Below are 17,006 nucleotides of genomic sequence, written 5' to 3'. Positions count from 1 at the left end.
AAAAACTCCCCGCGACGCGGGGCAATGACTACCGATGCGCGCCGGATGACGGTAGCCGCATGCGTTGCATGATCCGCTGCATGATCCGACCCAACGCTTTTATACTTGCCTCGATAAGAACAACGCTCGACCGACCGCGCGGCAGACCAGTGACACCATGACAATCGCTTCACCCAATCACCGATGTCCAGGAGGTCATATGCTTCGTCGTCGCCGGGCGGCCGCGCGTGCCGTTTCGAGTTCCGCTTCGGGTTCCGTTCCGCCTGCCTTGTTGCCTTCCGTTCTGCTTTCCGTTTTGCCCTCCGCTACTGATCACGCGTTGCGGCGCACGGGGCGACCTGCTCCTCTACGCGCCGCCCGTTCGATAATAAAAGGTTTCGTGCTCATGGTCTCGATTGTTGCTTCGCACGCGTATGCGCAAGATTCCGGCCCGGTCCCCACGGACGGCGTCTACAACATGCTGGTCGGCACTTACACCAGCGGCAAGAGCGAGGGCATCTACGTCTATCGCTTCGATACGAAGACGGGCGCGGCCACGCGCGTGTCGGTGGCGCAGACGGTCAATCCGTCGTTCCTCGTGGTGAGCCGCGACCGCCGCTTCGTCTACGCGGTCAACGAGTTGCCCGGCGACGATGGCCCGGCCACGCAGCGCGGCGGCGTCAGCGCGTTTGGCTTCGACGCCGCGCAGGGGCAACTGACGTTCCTCAACAAGGTGTCGTCGGATGGCAATGATCCGTGCTATCTGAGTCTGTCGCCGGACGGAAAGTATTTGCTGACCGCGAACTATTCGGTGGCGGCCGATCCGGGCGGCAGCTTCGCGGTGTTCCCGGTGCAAGGCGACGGCCAGCTCGGCAGCTCGGTACTCACCGTGCATCACGAGGGCGGCGGGCCGGTAAAGGGGCGTCAGGACAACTCGCACGTTCACTCGACGGTGTTCTCGCCGGACGGACACTATCTCTTCGCGCAGGACCTCGGCGCCGACAAGCTGTACTCGTATCGCTACACGCCCGGCGACAACCGCGGCCCGGTCACGCCGACCGACTGGGGCTACACCCAGCAGAAAGCGGGCACGGGGCCGCGCCATCTGATCTTCGGCGCGGACGGCAAGCATGCGTATCTGACGAGCGAACTGAACGCGTCGGTCAGCACCTTCGACTACAGCGACGGCAAGCTCAAGCTGGTGCAAACGCTGCCCATGACGCAGCCGGGCTTCAAGGGGGCGGTGGGCGGGTCGGCGATCCATCTGTCGCCGGACGGGCGCTTTGTGTACGCGTCCAATCGCGGCGACGCGAACGAGATCGTGATCTTCTCGGTCGATCCCGCCAACGGACATCTGAAGAAGATCGGCCATCAATCGAGCCTCGGCAAGTCGCCGCGCGAGTTCGCGATCGACCCGAGCGGCAACTGGCTGATCGTCGGCAATCAGAACAGCGATAGCGTGTATGTGTTCAAGCGCGATCAGCAGACCGGTCTGCTCGATCCGACGCCGAAGCAGCACTTCGAACTCGGTGCGCCGGTGGATTTCAAACTGGTGTCGCCGTCGTGAGAGGGGGGCGGCGCGTGTCATAGGTATGTGAACGCGCGGGTATGAGATGCGAAACGGGTCGCCTTTTGAGCGACCCGTTTTGCTTGCGGCTCAGTGCGTATCGCAGACGGTTGCGCACTCGTTGGAAGCATTGCGTCCGTCGCCTTTTCAGCCGGCGGCAACGCGGCCGGTCCGCTATTCCGCCGGTCCCGGCGCGAGCACTTCGCGGCTGCCGTTGATGCTCATCGCCGACACGAGTCCCGCCGTCTCCATCTGTTCGACAAGGCGCGCCGCGCGGTTGTAGCCGATGCGCAATTGCCGCTGTACCGACGAGATCGACGCGCGCCGCGTGCGCACGACGAACGCGACGGCCTCGTCGTAGAGCGGATCGGCTTCCGCGTCCGGCGATTCGCCGAACAGATCCTGCGCCGCGCCGCCATCGGTGGCCGGGCCGTCGAGAATGCCTTCCTCGTACTGCGGCTCGCCGAACTGCTTCAGGTACTCGACGATCCGATGTACTTCCTCGTCGGCCACAAAAGCGCCATGGACCCGTTGCGGATAGCCGGTGCCTGGCGGCAGGAACAGCATGTCGCCCTGACCGAGCAGCGACTCGGCGCCCATCTGGTCGAGAATCGTGCGCGAGTCGATCTTCGACGACACCTGGAACGCGACGCGCGTCGGAATGTTCGCCTTGATGAGCCCGGTGATCACGTCGACCGAGGGCCGCTGCGTCGCCAGAATCAGGTGGATGCCGGCGGCGCGAGCCTTCTGCGCGAGCCGCGCGATCAGCTCTTCGATCTTCTTGCCCGCCACCATCATCAGGTCTGCGAGTTCGTCGATCACGACCACGATCAGCGGCAAAGGCGCGAGCGGTTCCGGCGCGTCGGGCGTCAGCGAGAACGGGTTACCGAGCTTCTTGCCTTTCGCCTCGGTGTCGCGGATTTTCTGGTTGAAGCCGGCGAGGTTGCGCACGCCGACCGCGGACATCAGCCGGTAGCGCTTCTCCATTTCGCCGACGCACCAGTTGAGCGCGTTGGCCGCGAGCTTCATGTCGGTGACGACGGGCGCGAGCAGGTGCGGGATGCCTTCGTAGACCGACAGCTCCAGCATCTTCGGATCGATCATGATGAGGCGCACTTCCTCGGGCGTCGCCTTGTAGAGCAGCGAGCAGATCATCGCGTTGATCGCGACCGACTTGCCCGAACCGGTCGTGCCCGCGACCAGCATGTGCGGCGCTTTCGCCAGGTCGGCGACGACCGGATGGCCGGTGATGTCCTTGCCCATCGCGAGCGTCAGTTGCGAATGCGAGTTCTGGTAGACGCTCGCTTCGAGAATCTCGGACAGGCGGATAGTCTGGCGTTTCGCGTTCGGCAATTCGAGGCCCATGCAGGTCTTGCCGGGAATCGTTTCGACGACGCGGATCGACGTGAGGCCGAGACCGCGCGACAGGTCCTTCATCAGACCGACGATCTGACTGCCGCGCACGCCGAGCGCCGGCTCGACTTCGAAGCGTGTGATGACCGGTCCCGCCGATGCGCCGACGACGGTCACCGGCACCTTGAATTCCTGCAGGCGCTGCTCGATCAGCAGGCCGGTCTCGATGAGCTTTTCTTCGGAGACGGGCTCGATGTCGGTGTCGGCGGGCGCGAGCAGATCGAGCGTCGGCAGCTCGACCATCGACGCGGCCGGCGCATGGAATTCGAAGCCGTTCACTGGAGCGTGGCCGCGCAGCGGGGGGCGCTGGACGACTGTGGGTTCCGGGGGCGGGGCTTCGGCCGTGGGTGGGGTCGGCAGTGGTGCGTGCGGCTCGGGGCTTTGCGGCGATTGCGCTGATTGCGCGGGTTGCAGCGACTGCGACGACTGCGGTGATTGCAGCGGTTGCGGAGACTGCTGCTGGGCCGGGTTTGCCGTGGTCGTCACTGTGACCGGTGTGAAAGTGCTCCCGGCTTCCGATGCGTCGTGCACGGCGGGGGCGTTCGACGTCGCCGGCTGGACCGGGGCCGGTGCTTCGCCTGCGCTTGCGCCCGCGACTTGCGGCAACGGCGTATGGTGAGCGGTCGGCGCTTCGGTCCGCACTTCGGTCTGCACGACGGGATGGCTGGCGGCAAGCGCATGCTGCGCCGCGACGGCGGTGCTTCGGCTCTGCCAAGGCGCGAGCGCTTTATCGATGACGACTTCCGCGACCGGAATTGGCGGTTGCGTCGTCGCTGCGGGGACGTCGCGCGGCTCTGCGATCGGCGCGGTCTCTTCCCGATGCGCGGGGACCTGTGGCTTCGCGAACGCGGCGAGGCTCGGCGCGATAGTGGACGAAGGCTCGATGGCTTCGTCGACCGTTTGCGCGACCGTGCTGCTCGGGTGCGCGTCACCGTCGATCTGCACGGCCGATTGCGTCGATTCATCTTCGAACGACGACTCGTCCGGTTGTTCATCGCTCGCTTGCAACTGGGCCGCGAAGATTTGGAACGGCGTCGGCGTGGATGCGGCAGGTGCGTACTCGGCGGTCGTGGAGACAGCCGATGTGAACGGAGCACGCGTCGACGCGACGAAAGGTGCGGACTCGACCGGCGCGGACACAGCATGCGCAGACGCAACGGGTGTGGTCAGAGCAGGTGCTGGCACAGCATGCGTTGACGCAACAGGTCCATACTCGGCGGGCGCGGACTCAGCCGACGTGGACGGAGCATGCGCAGACACAACAGGTGCGACCACAGCAGGCGTAGACAAAGCCGGCGTGAACGCATCCGGTGTCGCTACCCCGGACTCAAAACCAGCCGAGCCCGCCGCAACCGATTCGGACGCGCCGCCCGCATCACCCATCGGCACGGGCGCAGCCATCGACGGCGCGTGAATAATCGGCGGCTCGATCGGCCATTGCACGACAGGCACGGCGTCGACCTCGACTGGCGCATCGAAAGCGGTAGGCATCCATGACGATTCGACAGACGCCGCTTCGACCGGCCGCTGCGCCAAGGGCTGTGCCAAGGACTGCACCGAGGCCTGCACCGAGGACTGCGCAACCGAAGGCTCGACGACCTCCGGCAAAGGCTCATTCGAATTCGTCGACGAAGTCGTCTCGATGGCGCCGAGCCCCTGCGCATGCTGACCGGTCTGCCCAAACTCGACCGACTCCATCGATTCCACCGCCGGTTCCTCGTTGCTCGCCGCCATTGTCTTCGCGCCTTCCGCGCCGCTGCTGCGCGCGAGGCTCACGCCGGCCAGATCGGTCCAGCGCGCGGCGTTTTCCGCGATGCTACGCAGCGTCTCCTGGACGCTGGCGGGCGGCGAAACTTTCTGTGCGTTCGCCATCGGCCGGGTGTAGCTCGGTGCCGGCCGACGCGTGGTCGACGTCGGCATGCCCGCGTTCGCAAGCGGGACGGACGGAAATGGCTGACCAGGTGTCGCGGCGCGGTCGAGCGGAGCCGCCGCGCGAGGCATCGTCGCCGATGAACGGTTCGCGCCGGCTGCGGCATTCGTCATCGAACCGGCCGCAGAACTTGCGGCTGCGCGCGGCGCAGTGCGCGCCGCGGCGGCATTCACGGCTTGCGCCGCAGCGCCCGGCGCGGCAGCAGTGGCACCAGAAATAGCGGCACCGGCAACGGAAACACCAGCACCTACGGCAGAAGCCGGACCAGAAACCCCAGCCCAATCCGCGCCTGCGACAAGCGGTCCCACGGGACGCTGTTCGCCAGCCGAGCGCCGGCCGACCTGCAACGCTGCATCGCGCGACACGGCACCGGAGGCAGCCGAAGCAGCCGAAGCCGAAGAAGCCCCGCCCACTCCCCCCCGCGCGCCTGTCTCCCGCAACCACCCAACAGGCGCGACCGGCTCGGTCGGCATGAACGCCGAGTTATCCGCATTCGGCGCTCGTCCTGGAATTGACGTCTGCCGCGTCGAAGTCGTCGTGCCCGTACGCAGCACCGGCTCGATCTGCGCCGCCTGGCTGCGTGAAGCCGTGGCGCCCGCGCGCCAGCTCGCTCTCGCACCCCGCGCCGCCGCATCCTTACCCGCCGCCGCGCCGGCCGCCCCCGCACCGCGTCCACTCGCAGGCGGACGCCACACCGTCGGCCGCGCATAACGCCCATTACTTTTCGGCGCCATCGTGTTGGTGGCCGGCGAAACATGCGAAGGCAAACCATCGTCGACGCTGCGATGACGGCGCGCTTCCTCATCGCGCTTAGCCAGTCCGCGCGACAGCCCGAGGCCGAACGCGCCGTCCGCCCACGCGGCGAAATCGCGCCAGCGGAAATCGATCAGCCAGGGCAGGCTGATCAGCAGCAGCGCGAGCGCCGCGAGCGGCGTGCCGATGCGACCGAGCAGATGACCGAAGCCCGCGGCCAGCGCATGGCCGAAGCCATTGACGCCGACCACGTCGAGCAGCGACGCCTCCAGCGTGCAGCTCGCCACCAACACGCAGACGAAGCCCAGCCAAAGACGGATCGTGCCGGGACCGCGCAAGCCTGCGCCGCCTGGCAGCACCGACTTCACGAGGCGCCACAAAAGAGGAATGAACCAGACGGCCGACCCGCCGAACCAGCCGAAAACTACCGTGTGCATACTAGACATCAACGAATGACGAACGCGAAAAAACGCAATCCGTCGAGTTTAAACCGGCGAAGCCCAAGGCTTCGAAGGCCGACGCAAGTATGCTTGCGTCCCAAGGGAGAGCAGACCGGCGCGCGGTCTGCCATCGGCGAAAAACTACGGCTCATGAAACGCGCCGCGCGCATCGCGCAGCATGTCCCGAACGCGGCCGCGCGCGTTCGATGGCGCGTTCACTGGCGCATGCGCCGGCCCAGCGCCACACCACTATGTCGCACAACGGGCCGGTAATCCGCCGCCCGCTGCGCACATCGCTCATTTAGTGTTGCGATCGAAAGTCAGCGTATCGCCGTTATCGAGCACGAGCTGCATCTGCTGCGGCTCGCGCATCTGCACGCCGGTGCGGTCGATGCGTGTCAACGCATCGAGAAACGCGCCTTCGATCTTGCCGCCCGCCGACATGCACGCCATGCGCGTGCCGGCCAGCGGGCCAAAGCTCAGCTTGCCGTCCTTCAGCGCGTACGAACCCATGAAGCGGTTGCAGCCCGAGAAGCCGCTCGCGTGCCGCTGGCCGGTCGACGTGGAGAGCGTGAGGGTGATCGGACCGCCGTCGGCGATGGATGGAATGGCGCGCGGCGTGCCGTCGGCCTGCTTCCACGCGCTTAGCACCCAACTGGTGTCGTCGAGCAGTTGCGCGGCGGCGGGATTGAACGGATCGGGCGCGGGCGCTGCCGCGTCGGGATGTTTCGGGATCGCGCAGGCGCCCAGCAGCGCGGCGACGCTCAGCGCGGCAAGGGCCGTACGCAGGTACGGGGTGAAGCGCGCAACGGGTCGCGCGGAGGAGCTTTGAAGCATGGCGTCGTTCCTCTTCAAACTGGCGAAGGCGTAAGGGTAACGCACTAAGCTTGCCGCACGCGAGCGCAACGGCATGCGGACACTCTGGTGAGATAGCGGCGGGGCTGATGCGCGCCGCCGCTGCGTCGCTCATGGACCCGTCACGTACCCACCGCGTAGCCTTCATGCACCCGTCGCGCACGCACAAGGGCAGGAAAATGAGACCGCCGCGAGCAAGGCGCAGGCAACTCGCCGGCAAGCCGCGACAGGGGGCCCGCATGTTAACATCGGGCTCTACCCAATCCCACCCTCATCCTGACTTTTTTGGAGACCCCATGCAGATCGGCCAACGGATCGGCACGCCCCTTTCTGAATCCGCCACGCGCGTCATGCTGCTGGGCGCCGGCGAGCTCGGCAAGGAAGTGATCATCGCGCTGCAACGGCTGGGCGTCGAAGTGATCGCCGTCGACCGTTACCCGAACGCGCCGGGTCACCAGGTCGCGCATCGCTCGCACGTGATCGACATGACCGACCGCGCCGCGCTGCGCGCGCTGGTCGAGCAGGAACGCCCGCATCTGATCGTCCCCGAGATCGAGGCGATCGCCACCGACGCGCTCGCCGCGATCGAAACCGACGGTCTCGCCGAAGTGATCCCGACCGCGCGCGCCACGCAGCTGACGATGAACCGCGAAGGCATCCGCCGTCTCGCCGCGGAAGAACTCGGCCTGCCGACCTCGCCGTACGCGTTCGCCGATTCGCTCGACGAACTGCGCGCGGGCATCGCCAAAGTCGGCTATCCGTGCGTCGTGAAGCCGGTGATGTCGTCGTCGGGCAAGGGGCAGTCGGTGCTCAAAACCGACGCCGACGTCGAGCCCGCGTGGCAATACGCGATGGCGGGCGGCCGCGTGAATCACGGCCGCGTGATCGTCGAAGGCTTTATCGATTTCGAATACGAGATCACGCAGTTGACCGTGCGCGCGATCGATCCGGCGAGCGGCGAAGTCAGCACGTATTTCTGCGATCCGATCGGCCACGTGCAGGTGGCGGGCGACTACGTCGAATCGTGGCAGCCGCAGCCGATGAGCCCGCTCGCGCTCGAACGTTCGCGCGAAGTGGCGCACAAGGTGACGGCGGCGCTCGGCGGCCGCGGTCTCTTCGGCGTGGAGCTTTTCGTGCGTGGCGACGAGGTGTGGTTCTCCGAAGTGAGCCCGCGTCCGCACGACACGGGGCTCGTCACGCTGTGCTCGCAACGCTTCTCCGAGTTCGAACTGCATGCGCGCGCGATCCTCGGCCTGCCGGTGGATACGTCGCTGCGGGCGCCCGGCGCGTCGGCGGTGATTTACGGCGGTCTCGACGAAGCAGGTATCGCATTCGAAGGCGTCGCGGCGGCATTGGCGGTGCCCAATGCGGACCTGCGCCTGTTCGGCAAGCCGGAGAGCTTCGTCAAGCGCCGCATGGGCGTGGCGCTCGCCACCGGCGAGAATCTCGACGAAGCCCGTGCCCGCGCGAAGCAGGCCGCGGCGGCGGTGCGGCCGGTGTCGGCGAAGTAAGCCGTCATGGCGGCGCGCGCCGATGCGCTCACGCGTGTCTCGGCGCGCTGCATGACCCCTGCGCCGGCGAGACTCGCCGCGCGCGCAATCAATCGCAATGATGATGAAAGCTCGGCGAGCTCATCGGAGTAGAGGTAGGTATGGCGCCTGAATCGCGCAACGAGTTGTACAACGAGGCGCACAACGAGTCGCACAACGAATCGCACAATATGACGCGGCGCGATCTGGCCGGCCGTCTCGGCGCGCTCGGCGTGGCGCTCGCGCTGTGCGCCGGCATGACGGGGTGCGGGCTCGCCGCCGCGCCGTGCCGGGTTGCATCGGCGGGCCTGAAGATCGTGCCGCTGGTCGGGCACGTCGCCGCCGCGCCGACCGACGCGTGCGCGGCCGTCATCGATCCATGAGCAAGCGGGACACGCCGCGTTACGCCGAGCGGCGCGCGAGGTCTGTGTTCAGTCCTGTGGGTATGCAGCAACGAATGCACCAACTCAGCAGCAACAAGCGAGGCATCCGATGAAGACATGGCTGGTTGCAACCATCACGGCGGCAGGGCTCGCGGCGTTATACGGCAACGCGTGGGCCGCGCCGTTGCAGTTCGCCGAGATTCAGACCAAAAATCGCCAGACCCACAAATACACCTGCGCGACCGGCAAGATTCTTCATGTCACGTACTGGAACACCGCGAACGGTCAGAGCTTCGCGCTGGTGCCGGTGAAAGGCAAACAGCTGCTGTTCGTCAACACGATGTCGGCGTCCGGCGCGAAATACCAGGCCGGCAGCTACACGTGGTGGACCAAGGGCCCGCGCGCCGACCTGTACGACGCGATGAGCGGCGAGAATGCGCCGCCGATTCTCTCCGACTGCGTCACCATCGTCCGTTAGGCCGGCCGTCATGAGGCGGCGGCCCACCTTGCGCGTATCACCGCCGCCGCTTGCCTTCATCGCTTCACGTCCTCGCCGCCGCACGGCATTGCCCCGCTGCACACATCGTTTCCGTTCGAGTAGTAAGCTGTCCGACATGGCATTCGCCGTGCCGTCCTGCCATGCCGCGTGCCGTGCGCGCGGCCGTCGTCGTCTTCGATCGTCCGTTTCGTCAGTTTCCGGACCCTGACCGCAGGGTTCCCGGCCCGCGTCCGTATCATCAAGCGAGACCCTCAATGAAAGCATCGGACCTGTTCGTCAAATCGCTGGAAGCCGAAGGTGTCGAGTATGTGTTCGGCATCCCCGGCGAAGAAAATCTCGATCTGCTCGAATCGCTGCGCCGCTCGAAAATCCGTCTGATCCTCACACGCCACGAACAGGCGGCCGGCTTCATGGCCGCCACCTATGGACGTCTCACCGGCCGCACCGGCGTGTGTCTCGCGACCCTCGGGCCAGGCGCGACCAACTTCGTGACCGCCGCCGCCTACGCGCAGCTAGGCGGCATGCCGATGCTGATGGTCACCGGACAGAAGCCGATCAAGTCGAGCAAGCAGGGCCATTTTCAGATCGTCGACGTGGTGCGGATGATGGAACCGCTCACCAAGTACACGCGGCAGATCGTATCGATCAGCAACATTCCGGCGGCGGTGCGCGAGGCGGTCCGCCAGGCCGAAGAGGAGCGGCCCGGCGCCACGCATCTCGAACTGCCCGAAGACGTCGCGCACGAAGAGGGCGACGGCAAACCGATCCCGAAGAGTTACAGCCGCCGTCCGGTCGCCGAGGAAAAAGCGGTCGCGCGCGCGGTCGAGGCGATCACCAACGCGAAGCATCCGCTGCTGATGATCGGCGCGGGCGGCAATCGCAAGACGACCACGAAGATGCTGCGCGAGTTCGTCGACCAGATCGGCATTCCGTTCTTCACCACGCAGATGGGCAAGGGCGTGATCGACGAATCGCATCCGATGTGGCTCGGCAACGCGACGCTGTCCGACGGCGACTTCGTGCATCGCGCGATCGAGCACGCCGACTGCATCATCAACGTCGGCCACGACGTGATCGAGAAGCCGCCGTTCTTCATGCGCAGCGGCGAGGCGGGCGAGAAGACGGTGATTCACGTCAACTTCCTCGGCGCGGAAGTCGACACGGTGTATTTCCCGCAGATCGAAGTGGTCGGCGATATCGCCAATGCGGTGTGGCAGTTGAAGGAAAGCCTCAAGGAGCGCCAGGAGCATTGGGACTTCACGCGCTTCAAGGAGATCAAGCAGCACTTCGAGGCGCATCTGGTCAAAGGCCAGCACGACGACCGTTTTCCGATGTACCCGGTGCGGATCGTCAACGACGTGTACGAGACCACGCCGGTCGACGGCATCGTGTGTCTGGACAACGGCATGTACAAGATCTGGTTCGCGCGCTATTACCGCGCGCACGAGCCGAATTCGCTGCTGCTCGACAATGCGCTCGCGTCGATGGGCGCGGGTTTGCCTTCCGCCATCGCCACGAAAATCGTGCACCCGGACCGCAAGGTGATGGCCGTATGCGGCGACGGCGGCTTCATGATGAATTCGCAGGAACTGGAAACGGCCGTGCGGCTGAAGCTCGATCTGGTGATCCTGATTCTGCGCGACGACGCGTTCGGCATGATCCGCTGGAAGCAGGAGAACATGAATTTCCCGGACTACGGGATGACGCTCGCCAATCCGGATTTCGTCGCGTATGCGCAAAGTTACGGCGCGAACGGGCATCGGATCGAAACGGCGGCGGAATTCGCGCCGTTGCTGCGCGAGTGCTTCGCGACGCCCGGCGTGCATGTGATCGATCTGCCGATCGACTACTCGGACAACGAGCGCGTGCTCAATCGCGAGATCAAGCGGCTGTCCGCGCAGCTGTGATCTGTGGCCGTGAGTTTTATCTGAACCGTTAGCGGGCGGCATGGCGCTTACGCGCGGTGTTGCCGCTGCTATTGCAACTGCTATTGCCGCTGTCAGGCATCGGATCAAGGAGAACGCGTCATGTTGAAAAAGACTTACCCGTACTACCTCGCCAACGAGGCGGTGGCCGCCAACACCGATCTCGAAGTCACCGATAAATTCAGCGGCGAAGTGGCGACCCGCGTCGCGATGGCCGACGCGGCAGCGATCGACAAGGCGATCGGCCATGCCGTCGACGCGCTGCCCGCGATGCGCGCGTTCCCGCCGTTCAAGCGCCAGGCGGTGCTCGAGCACTGCGTGAAGCGCTTTCGCGAGCGCTACGACGAACTGGCGCTCGCACTGTGCATCGAAGCGGGCAAGCCGATCAACGATTCGAAAGGCGAGGTCACGCGGCTGATCGATACGTTCAAGGTGGCCGCCGAGGAGAGCGTGCGGATCGACGGCGAGATCGTCAATCTGGAGATTTCGCCGCGCGCCAAGGGCTATCACGCTTATGTGAAACGCGTGCCGATCGGCCCGTGCTCGTTCATCTCGCCGTTCAACTTTCCGCTGAACCTGACCGCGCACAAGGTCGCGCCGGCGATCGCCGCGGGCGTGCCGTTCGTGCTGAAACCGGCGAGCCGCACGCCGGTCGGCGCGCTGATCATGGGCGAGATTCTCGCGGAAACCGATCTGCCGAAGGGCGCGTTTTCGATTCTGCCCGCGCATCGCGACGGCGCCGATCTGTTCACTACCGACGAGCGCTTCAAGCTGCTGTCGTTCACCGGCTCGCCGGCGGTCGGCTGGGATCTGAAGGCGAAGGCCGGCAAGAAAAAAGTGATTCTCGAGCTGGGCGGCAACGCGGCGGCGATCGTCGACGGCGATCAGGGTGACAAGCTCGATTATGTGGTCGACCGGCTCTCGTTCGGCGCGTTCTATCAATCGGGGCAGAGCTGCATCGGCGTGCAGCGGATTCTGGTGCACGCGAAGGTGTATGACGCGCTGCGCGAGAAGCTGATTGCGAAAACGAAGTCGCTCGTGATGGGCGATCCGAAGGACGAAAAGACGTTCGTTGGACCGATGATCTCCGAGTCGGAGTCGAAGCGTCTCGCCGGCTGGATGGACGGTGCGGTGCAGGCGGGCGCGAAGATCGTCGTGGGCGGCAAGGTCGACGGCGCGATGTTCGAGGCGACGCTGCTCGAAGGCGTGAAGCGCGACACCGACCTGTATCGCAAGGAAGCGTTCGGGCCGGTGGCGATTCTGGAGCGCTTCGACGACTTCGAGGCCGCGCTAGCAACCGTCAACGACAGCGACTTCGGACTGCAAGCCGGCGTGTTCACGGATTCGCTCGCGCATGCGCATCGCGCGTGGGACGCGCTCGAAGTGGGCGGCGTGGTGATCAACGACGTGCCGTCGTTCCGGGTCGACAACATGCCGTATGGCGGCGTGAAGGACTCGGGACTGGGGCGCGAAGGCGTGGGCTACGCGATCGAAGATATGACGGAGATGCGGCTGATGGTGATGCGCGAGACGTGGTGAGGGGGGCGGCTTTGGGCCGCGAGCCTTTGGTGCGGCCGCAAGCGGGCGGGCGCGGGTGCGCCGGGTGCGCCGCGCACCTGGCACTCCGCACCCGGCGGCGCCCCGAGCCGCGTTCGCCGCTCGCAGAAGCGCCGTGTCATGCTACTGTCGCCTGCGCGCACTACGCTCGCCAGCGAGGCGGGCGGCCGCCGGGGACGCTGAACGGCGCACCTCGAGGACTCCCGCGACGCCCCCGGCGGCGCCCCGCCGACGAGCTTTCGCCGTCGTAAGCAGAAAGCCGCCACATGCGCCATGAGTGTTTTTGCTGAAGTGCTACAATACCGGCCTTTCCGGCGGGTGTTTTCCGCCGGCCGGAGCCGGCCGCATTTTCCCGAAGCACTGACGGGTCCCGTGCGGTACGCCGTGGCTCCGCCTTCATCCTGATGCCCTCTGCGGTTCCGACCGCTGCCGCGCGCACCGCGCCAAGCGCATTTTTAGCGAAAGCCACCATGTCCGACACAGCCGTCACGCCCAGCACTGCGACTTTTGATCAATTCGGTCTCGCGCCCGACATCCTGAAAGCCGTCAAAGAATCGGGCTACACCACGCCAACGCCGATCCAGGAGCAGGCGATTCCCGTCGTGCTGGCCGGCCGTGACGTGATGGGCGCCGCGCAGACCGGCACCGGCAAGACCGCGAGTTTCTCGCTGCCGATCATCCAGCGTCTGCTGCCGCAGGCGAGCACGAGCGCGTCGCCCGCGCGCCATCCGGTGCGTGCGCTGATCCTCACGCCGACCCGCGAACTGGCCGACCAGGTCGCCGCGAACGTGCAGTCGTACGCGAAGCACACCGCGCTGCGCAGCGCGGTGGTGTTCGGCGGCGTCGATATGAATCCGCAGTCCGAGCAACTGCGCCGCGGCGTCGAAATCCTGATCGCCACGCCGGGCCGTCTGCTCGATCACGTGCAACAGAAAACCGCGAATCTCGGCCAGGTGCAGATTCTCGTGCTCGACGAAGCCGACCGGATGCTCGACATGGGCTTCCTGCCGGACCTGCAGCGCATCCTGAACCTGCTGCCGAAGGAACGTCAGACGCTGCTGTTCTCGGCCACGTTCTCGGGCGAAATCAAGAAGCTGGCCGCCACGTATCTGCGCAACCCGCAGACCATCGAAGTCGCGCGCAGCAACTCGACCGCGACCAACGTGACGCAGATCGTCTTCGAAGTCGCCGAGGGCGACAAGACCGGCGCGGTCGTGCAACTGATCCGTGAGCGCAGCCTCAAGCAGGTGATCGTGTTCTGCAACAGCAAGATCGGCGCGAGCCGTCTCGCGCGCAGTCTCGAACGCGACGGCGTGGTGGCGACCGCGATTCACGGCGACCGCACGCAGAACGAGCGCATGCAGGCGCTCGACGCGTTCAAGCGCGGCGAGATCGAAGCGCTGGTCGCGACCGACGTCGCCGCGCGCGGCCTGGATATCGCCGAACTGCCGGCCGTGATCAACTTCGACCTGCCGTTCAACGCGGAAGACTACGTGCACCGCATCGGCCGTACCGGCCGTGCTGGAGCGTCGGGCGATGCGTTGTCGCTGTGCAGCCCGAACGAGCGCAAGCAACTCGCCGATATCGAAAAGCTGATCAAGCGTCCGCTGGACGTGCAACACCTGACCGTCGCCGCGCCGGTTCGTCATCACCACGAAGAGCGTGCGCCGCGCCGCGAGCGCAGCAGTGACGGCCGTGAAGGTCGTGATGAGCGCGGCAGCCGCCGTCGCACGGGCGCGCCGTCGTCGGGTTCGTTCGACCGGCCGCATCACCATCGCGCGCAACCCGTCGATGATTTCTTCCTGAAGCCGTATGAGCCGTCGCCGTCTTCGGTGCGCAAGGTCGAGGAAGCGGCTGCCGCTTCCGGTGCGCCGCAGAAGTCGGGCTCGAAGCAGCCGCTGGCGGCATTGCTGGGCGGGTTCGGGATGCCGAGGAAGTCGACTTCCTCGTCGTAATTCTGAGGGGACGTTTTGACGCGTTCTCCACGCGTCTATCAAGCGTCTTTCAAACGCCTTGGCGTCTCAAGCGCTTCGCTGCTACAACGGCGAAGCGCTTTTTACTTTGTCACGCCCATCCGCTTCGCCCACGCCGCCGTTGCAGCGGCATAGAAGCTCTCCAGCGTCGGATGCGTGTGGCCGCTCAGCTCGTCGAGGCCCAGATGCCGCGCCGCCGCGCTCAGCGCTTCGAGCGGCTTGTCGTTGTCGAGCGCGGTTGCGCCGTTCTGCTTGCTGAGTTTTTCGCCCAGTTCGTTCGTCACGACAGGCACATGCAGATAGCAGGGCGTGGGTGCGCCGAGACAGCGTTGCAGATAAACCTGCCGTGCCGTCGAATCCAGCAGATCCGCGCCGCGCACGATGTGCGTGATGCCCGCGTCCGCATCGTCGATTACCACCGCCAGTTGATACGCCCATTGATCGTCCGCGCGCTTCAGCACGAAGTCGCCGACTTCAGTGGCGAGGTTTTGCGTCTGCTCGCCCTGCCAGCGATCGTCGAACGTGATCGCGGCGGCGTCGCCGTCGGGTACGCGCAGGCGCCACGCGCGCGCTGGTTTGCCGTTCAGGCCGATGCGGCAGGTGCCAGGGTAGGCGAGGGTCGTGTTGCGCGCGTGTGCGTTGAGCAGCGAATCGGCGATTTCCTTGCGCGTGCAGCCGCACGGATAGATCAGACCGGTGGACTTCAACTGCTCCAGCGCCTCTTCGTAGCGCGCGATGCGCCGGCTTTGCCAGATCGGTTGCTCGTCGGCCTGCATGCCGAAGCGTTCGAGGGTCGCGAGAATGTCGTCGGCGGCGCCCGGCACCGTGCGCGGTCCGTCGATGTCTTCGATCCGCACGAGCCATGCGCCGTCATGCGCCCGGGCGTCGAGCCAACTGGCCAGCGCGCTGACCAGCGAGCCGAAATGCAGCGGGCCGGTAGGCGACGGCGCGAAGCGTCCGCGATACGTCATGGTTGAGTGAGGGCGTTGCCGCGCGCGGCCATCACGCGGCGCGCGCCGCCTTGCTGTCCGGATGACACGCCGGACACGTCTTGCCCGCCACGTACAACGGCGATTGCTGCGCTTCCGGCGGGACCACGGCGCGGCAGCCGAAGCATTGCGCGGTGGCAGTCGGCTCCAGTTGCGGATTCAGCGCGGTGCGGTAGTCGAACACGAAGCAGTCGCCGTGATAATGCGCGCCGCCCACTTCCTCGAAGTATTTCAGGATGCCGCCTTCGAGCTGGTACACGTTCTCGATGCCGACGTCCTTCATGTGGATCGCGGCCTTCTCGCAGCGAATCCCGCCGGTGCAGAACGACACCACCGTCTTGCCTTCGAGGTCGGCGCGATTGTTCTCGATGACCTCGGGGAATTCGCTGAATTTCGTAATGCGGTAGTCGAGCGCGTTGTCGAACGTGCCGACATCCACTTCGAACGCGTTGCGCGTGTCGAGCATCACGACCGGGCGGCCTTCGTCGTCGTGACCGCGGTCGAGCCAGGCCTTCAACGTGGGGGCGTCGACGAACGGCGCGCGGCCCAGCTCCGGACGGATGGCCGGCTTCTTCATCGTGATGATTTCACGCTTGAGCTTGACCAGCATGCGCGTGAACGGCTGCTTCTCCGACAGGCTTTCCTTGAATTGGAGATTCGCGAACTTGCCTTCGAACAGCGCGTCGTGACGGATGTAGTCGATGAACGCGTCTGTGTTCGCGCGCGTGCCGGCGACGAACAGGTTGATGCCTTCCGGCGCGAGCAGGATGGTGCCGCGCAGGCCGAGCGCGTTGCAGCGCTCGGTGACGAGCGGGCGCCAGGCGGCGGTGTCTTCGATGGTCGCGAATTGATACGCGGAGAGATTGACGATACGCATGTTTGTCCAGCGATAAGCAGCAGTAAGAAGTGGCCGGCGTGGCGAAGAGCGGGGCGCGTTGCGCCGCCGCGTCGAGCCTGGGTAGCTCGTGCGTCGCGGCCACGTCGAATAGAGCGAAACCCGTATTATCCCTCAAGCCGGCGTTTTCCCCGACTCGGCCGAATGGCCAGCCGGTTGCGCTAGCGCAAATCGTCCGGCAACTTGCGTGTGATGGTCACGTCGCCGCAGTCGCGGCCACCTGTTCACGGCGCCATAAACGCCCTCGCTGAGACGCTGCGGCGTTCGCGTCCTAGGCCGTATGGCTAACGCCAGGTTTTGCGCTGAACACTCCGGGAGG

At 65.8% G+C, this 17,006-nt stretch carries 11 protein-coding genes and 1 pseudogene; 7 read left to right on the top strand and 5 right to left on the bottom strand.

The window, feature by feature from the left end; translation table 11 throughout:
• Positions 1–199 precede the first annotated feature (199 nt).
• Positions 200–1,546, top strand: coding sequence for a lactonase family protein (locus BGI01S_RS19215; RefSeq protein ID WP_456299629.1), 1,347 nt, complete (start codon positions 200–202; stop codon positions 1,544–1,546).
• 174 nt (positions 1,547–1,720) lie between these two features.
• Here the strand turns inward: BGI01S_RS19215 and BGI01S_RS31470 are convergent, their stop codons facing one another.
• From BGI01S_RS31470 to BGI01S_RS19205, 3 genes and pseudogenes are all read right to left on the bottom strand, one after another.
• Positions 1,721–1,945: a DNA translocase FtsK gene (locus tag BGI01S_RS31470; protein WP_425497451.1), complete on the bottom strand. Its 225-nt coding sequence runs from the start codon at positions 1,943–1,945 to the stop codon at positions 1,721–1,723.
• A 38-nt stretch (positions 1,946–1,983) separates the two neighbouring features.
• Positions 1,984–6,079 (bottom strand): annotated as a pseudogene (locus BGI01S_RS31465) (DNA translocase FtsK); the annotation flags it as partial.
• Positions 6,080–6,379: 300 nt separating this feature from the next.
• The gene (locus BGI01S_RS19205; protein WP_042327575.1) at positions 6,380–6,919 is read right to left on the bottom strand and encodes an META domain-containing protein; all 540 of its coding nucleotides are present in this window, start codon (positions 6,917–6,919) and stop codon (positions 6,380–6,382) included.
• A gap of 314 nt (positions 6,920–7,233) precedes the next feature.
• Between BGI01S_RS19205 and purT the strand changes: the two genes are divergently transcribed.
• The 6 genes from purT to BGI01S_RS19175 all read left to right on the top strand — a co-directional run bounded on the left by purT (position 7,234) and on the right by BGI01S_RS19175 (position 14,785).
• Complete coding sequence (purT, locus tag BGI01S_RS19200; RefSeq protein ID WP_042327574.1) at positions 7,234–8,448, top strand: formate-dependent phosphoribosylglycinamide formyltransferase; 1,215 nt, start codon at positions 7,234–7,236, stop codon at positions 8,446–8,448.
• 209 nt (positions 8,449–8,657) lie between these two features.
• Positions 8,658–8,849 (top strand): DUF6726 family protein, encoded by a 192-nt coding sequence (locus tag BGI01S_RS19195; RefSeq protein ID WP_042327746.1) that lies wholly within the window; start codon positions 8,658–8,660, stop codon positions 8,847–8,849.
• Between the two features lie 109 nt (positions 8,850–8,958).
• Positions 8,959–9,327, top strand: coding sequence for an MliC family protein (locus tag BGI01S_RS19190; RefSeq protein WP_042327573.1), 369 nt, complete (start codon positions 8,959–8,961; stop codon positions 9,325–9,327).
• A gap of 275 nt (positions 9,328–9,602) precedes the next feature.
• The gene (locus BGI01S_RS19185; protein WP_042327572.1) at positions 9,603–11,255 is read left to right on the top strand and encodes an acetolactate synthase large subunit; all 1,653 of its coding nucleotides are present in this window, start codon (positions 9,603–9,605) and stop codon (positions 11,253–11,255) included.
• Positions 11,256–11,375: 120 nt separating this feature from the next.
• A complete protein-coding gene (locus BGI01S_RS19180) occupies positions 11,376–12,812 on the top strand; it encodes an aldehyde dehydrogenase family protein (RefSeq protein ID WP_042327571.1) in 1,437 nt (478 codons plus the stop codon).
• A gap of 488 nt (positions 12,813–13,300) precedes the next feature.
• On the top strand, positions 13,301–14,785 hold the full coding sequence (locus tag BGI01S_RS19175) for a DEAD/DEAH box helicase (RefSeq protein ID WP_042327570.1): 1,485 nt from the start codon (positions 13,301–13,303) through the stop codon (positions 14,783–14,785).
• A gap of 101 nt (positions 14,786–14,886) precedes the next feature.
• Here the strand turns inward: BGI01S_RS19175 and gluQRS are convergent, their stop codons facing one another.
• Together gluQRS and BGI01S_RS19165 are read right to left on the bottom strand one after the other, a co-directional pair.
• Positions 14,887–15,774, bottom strand: a complete 888-nt coding sequence (gene gluQRS / locus BGI01S_RS19170) for a tRNA glutamyl-Q(34) synthetase GluQRS (RefSeq protein ID WP_042327569.1) — start codon at positions 15,772–15,774, stop codon at positions 14,887–14,889.
• Positions 15,775–15,805: 31 nt separating this feature from the next.
• Positions 15,806–16,669, bottom strand: coding sequence for a sulfurtransferase (locus BGI01S_RS19165; protein WP_042327568.1), 864 nt, complete (start codon positions 16,667–16,669; stop codon positions 15,806–15,808).
• Positions 16,670–17,006: the final 337 nt, after the last annotated feature.

Origin of the sequence: Paraburkholderia ginsengisoli NBRC 100965 (assembly GCF_000739735.1) — a bacterium.
GTDB classification, from domain to species: domain Bacteria; phylum Pseudomonadota; class Gammaproteobacteria; order Burkholderiales; family Burkholderiaceae; genus Paraburkholderia; species Paraburkholderia ginsengisoli.
The sequence above is the reverse complement of the archived record's forward strand: the minus strand, read 5'-3'. Positions and strand labels throughout refer to the sequence as shown.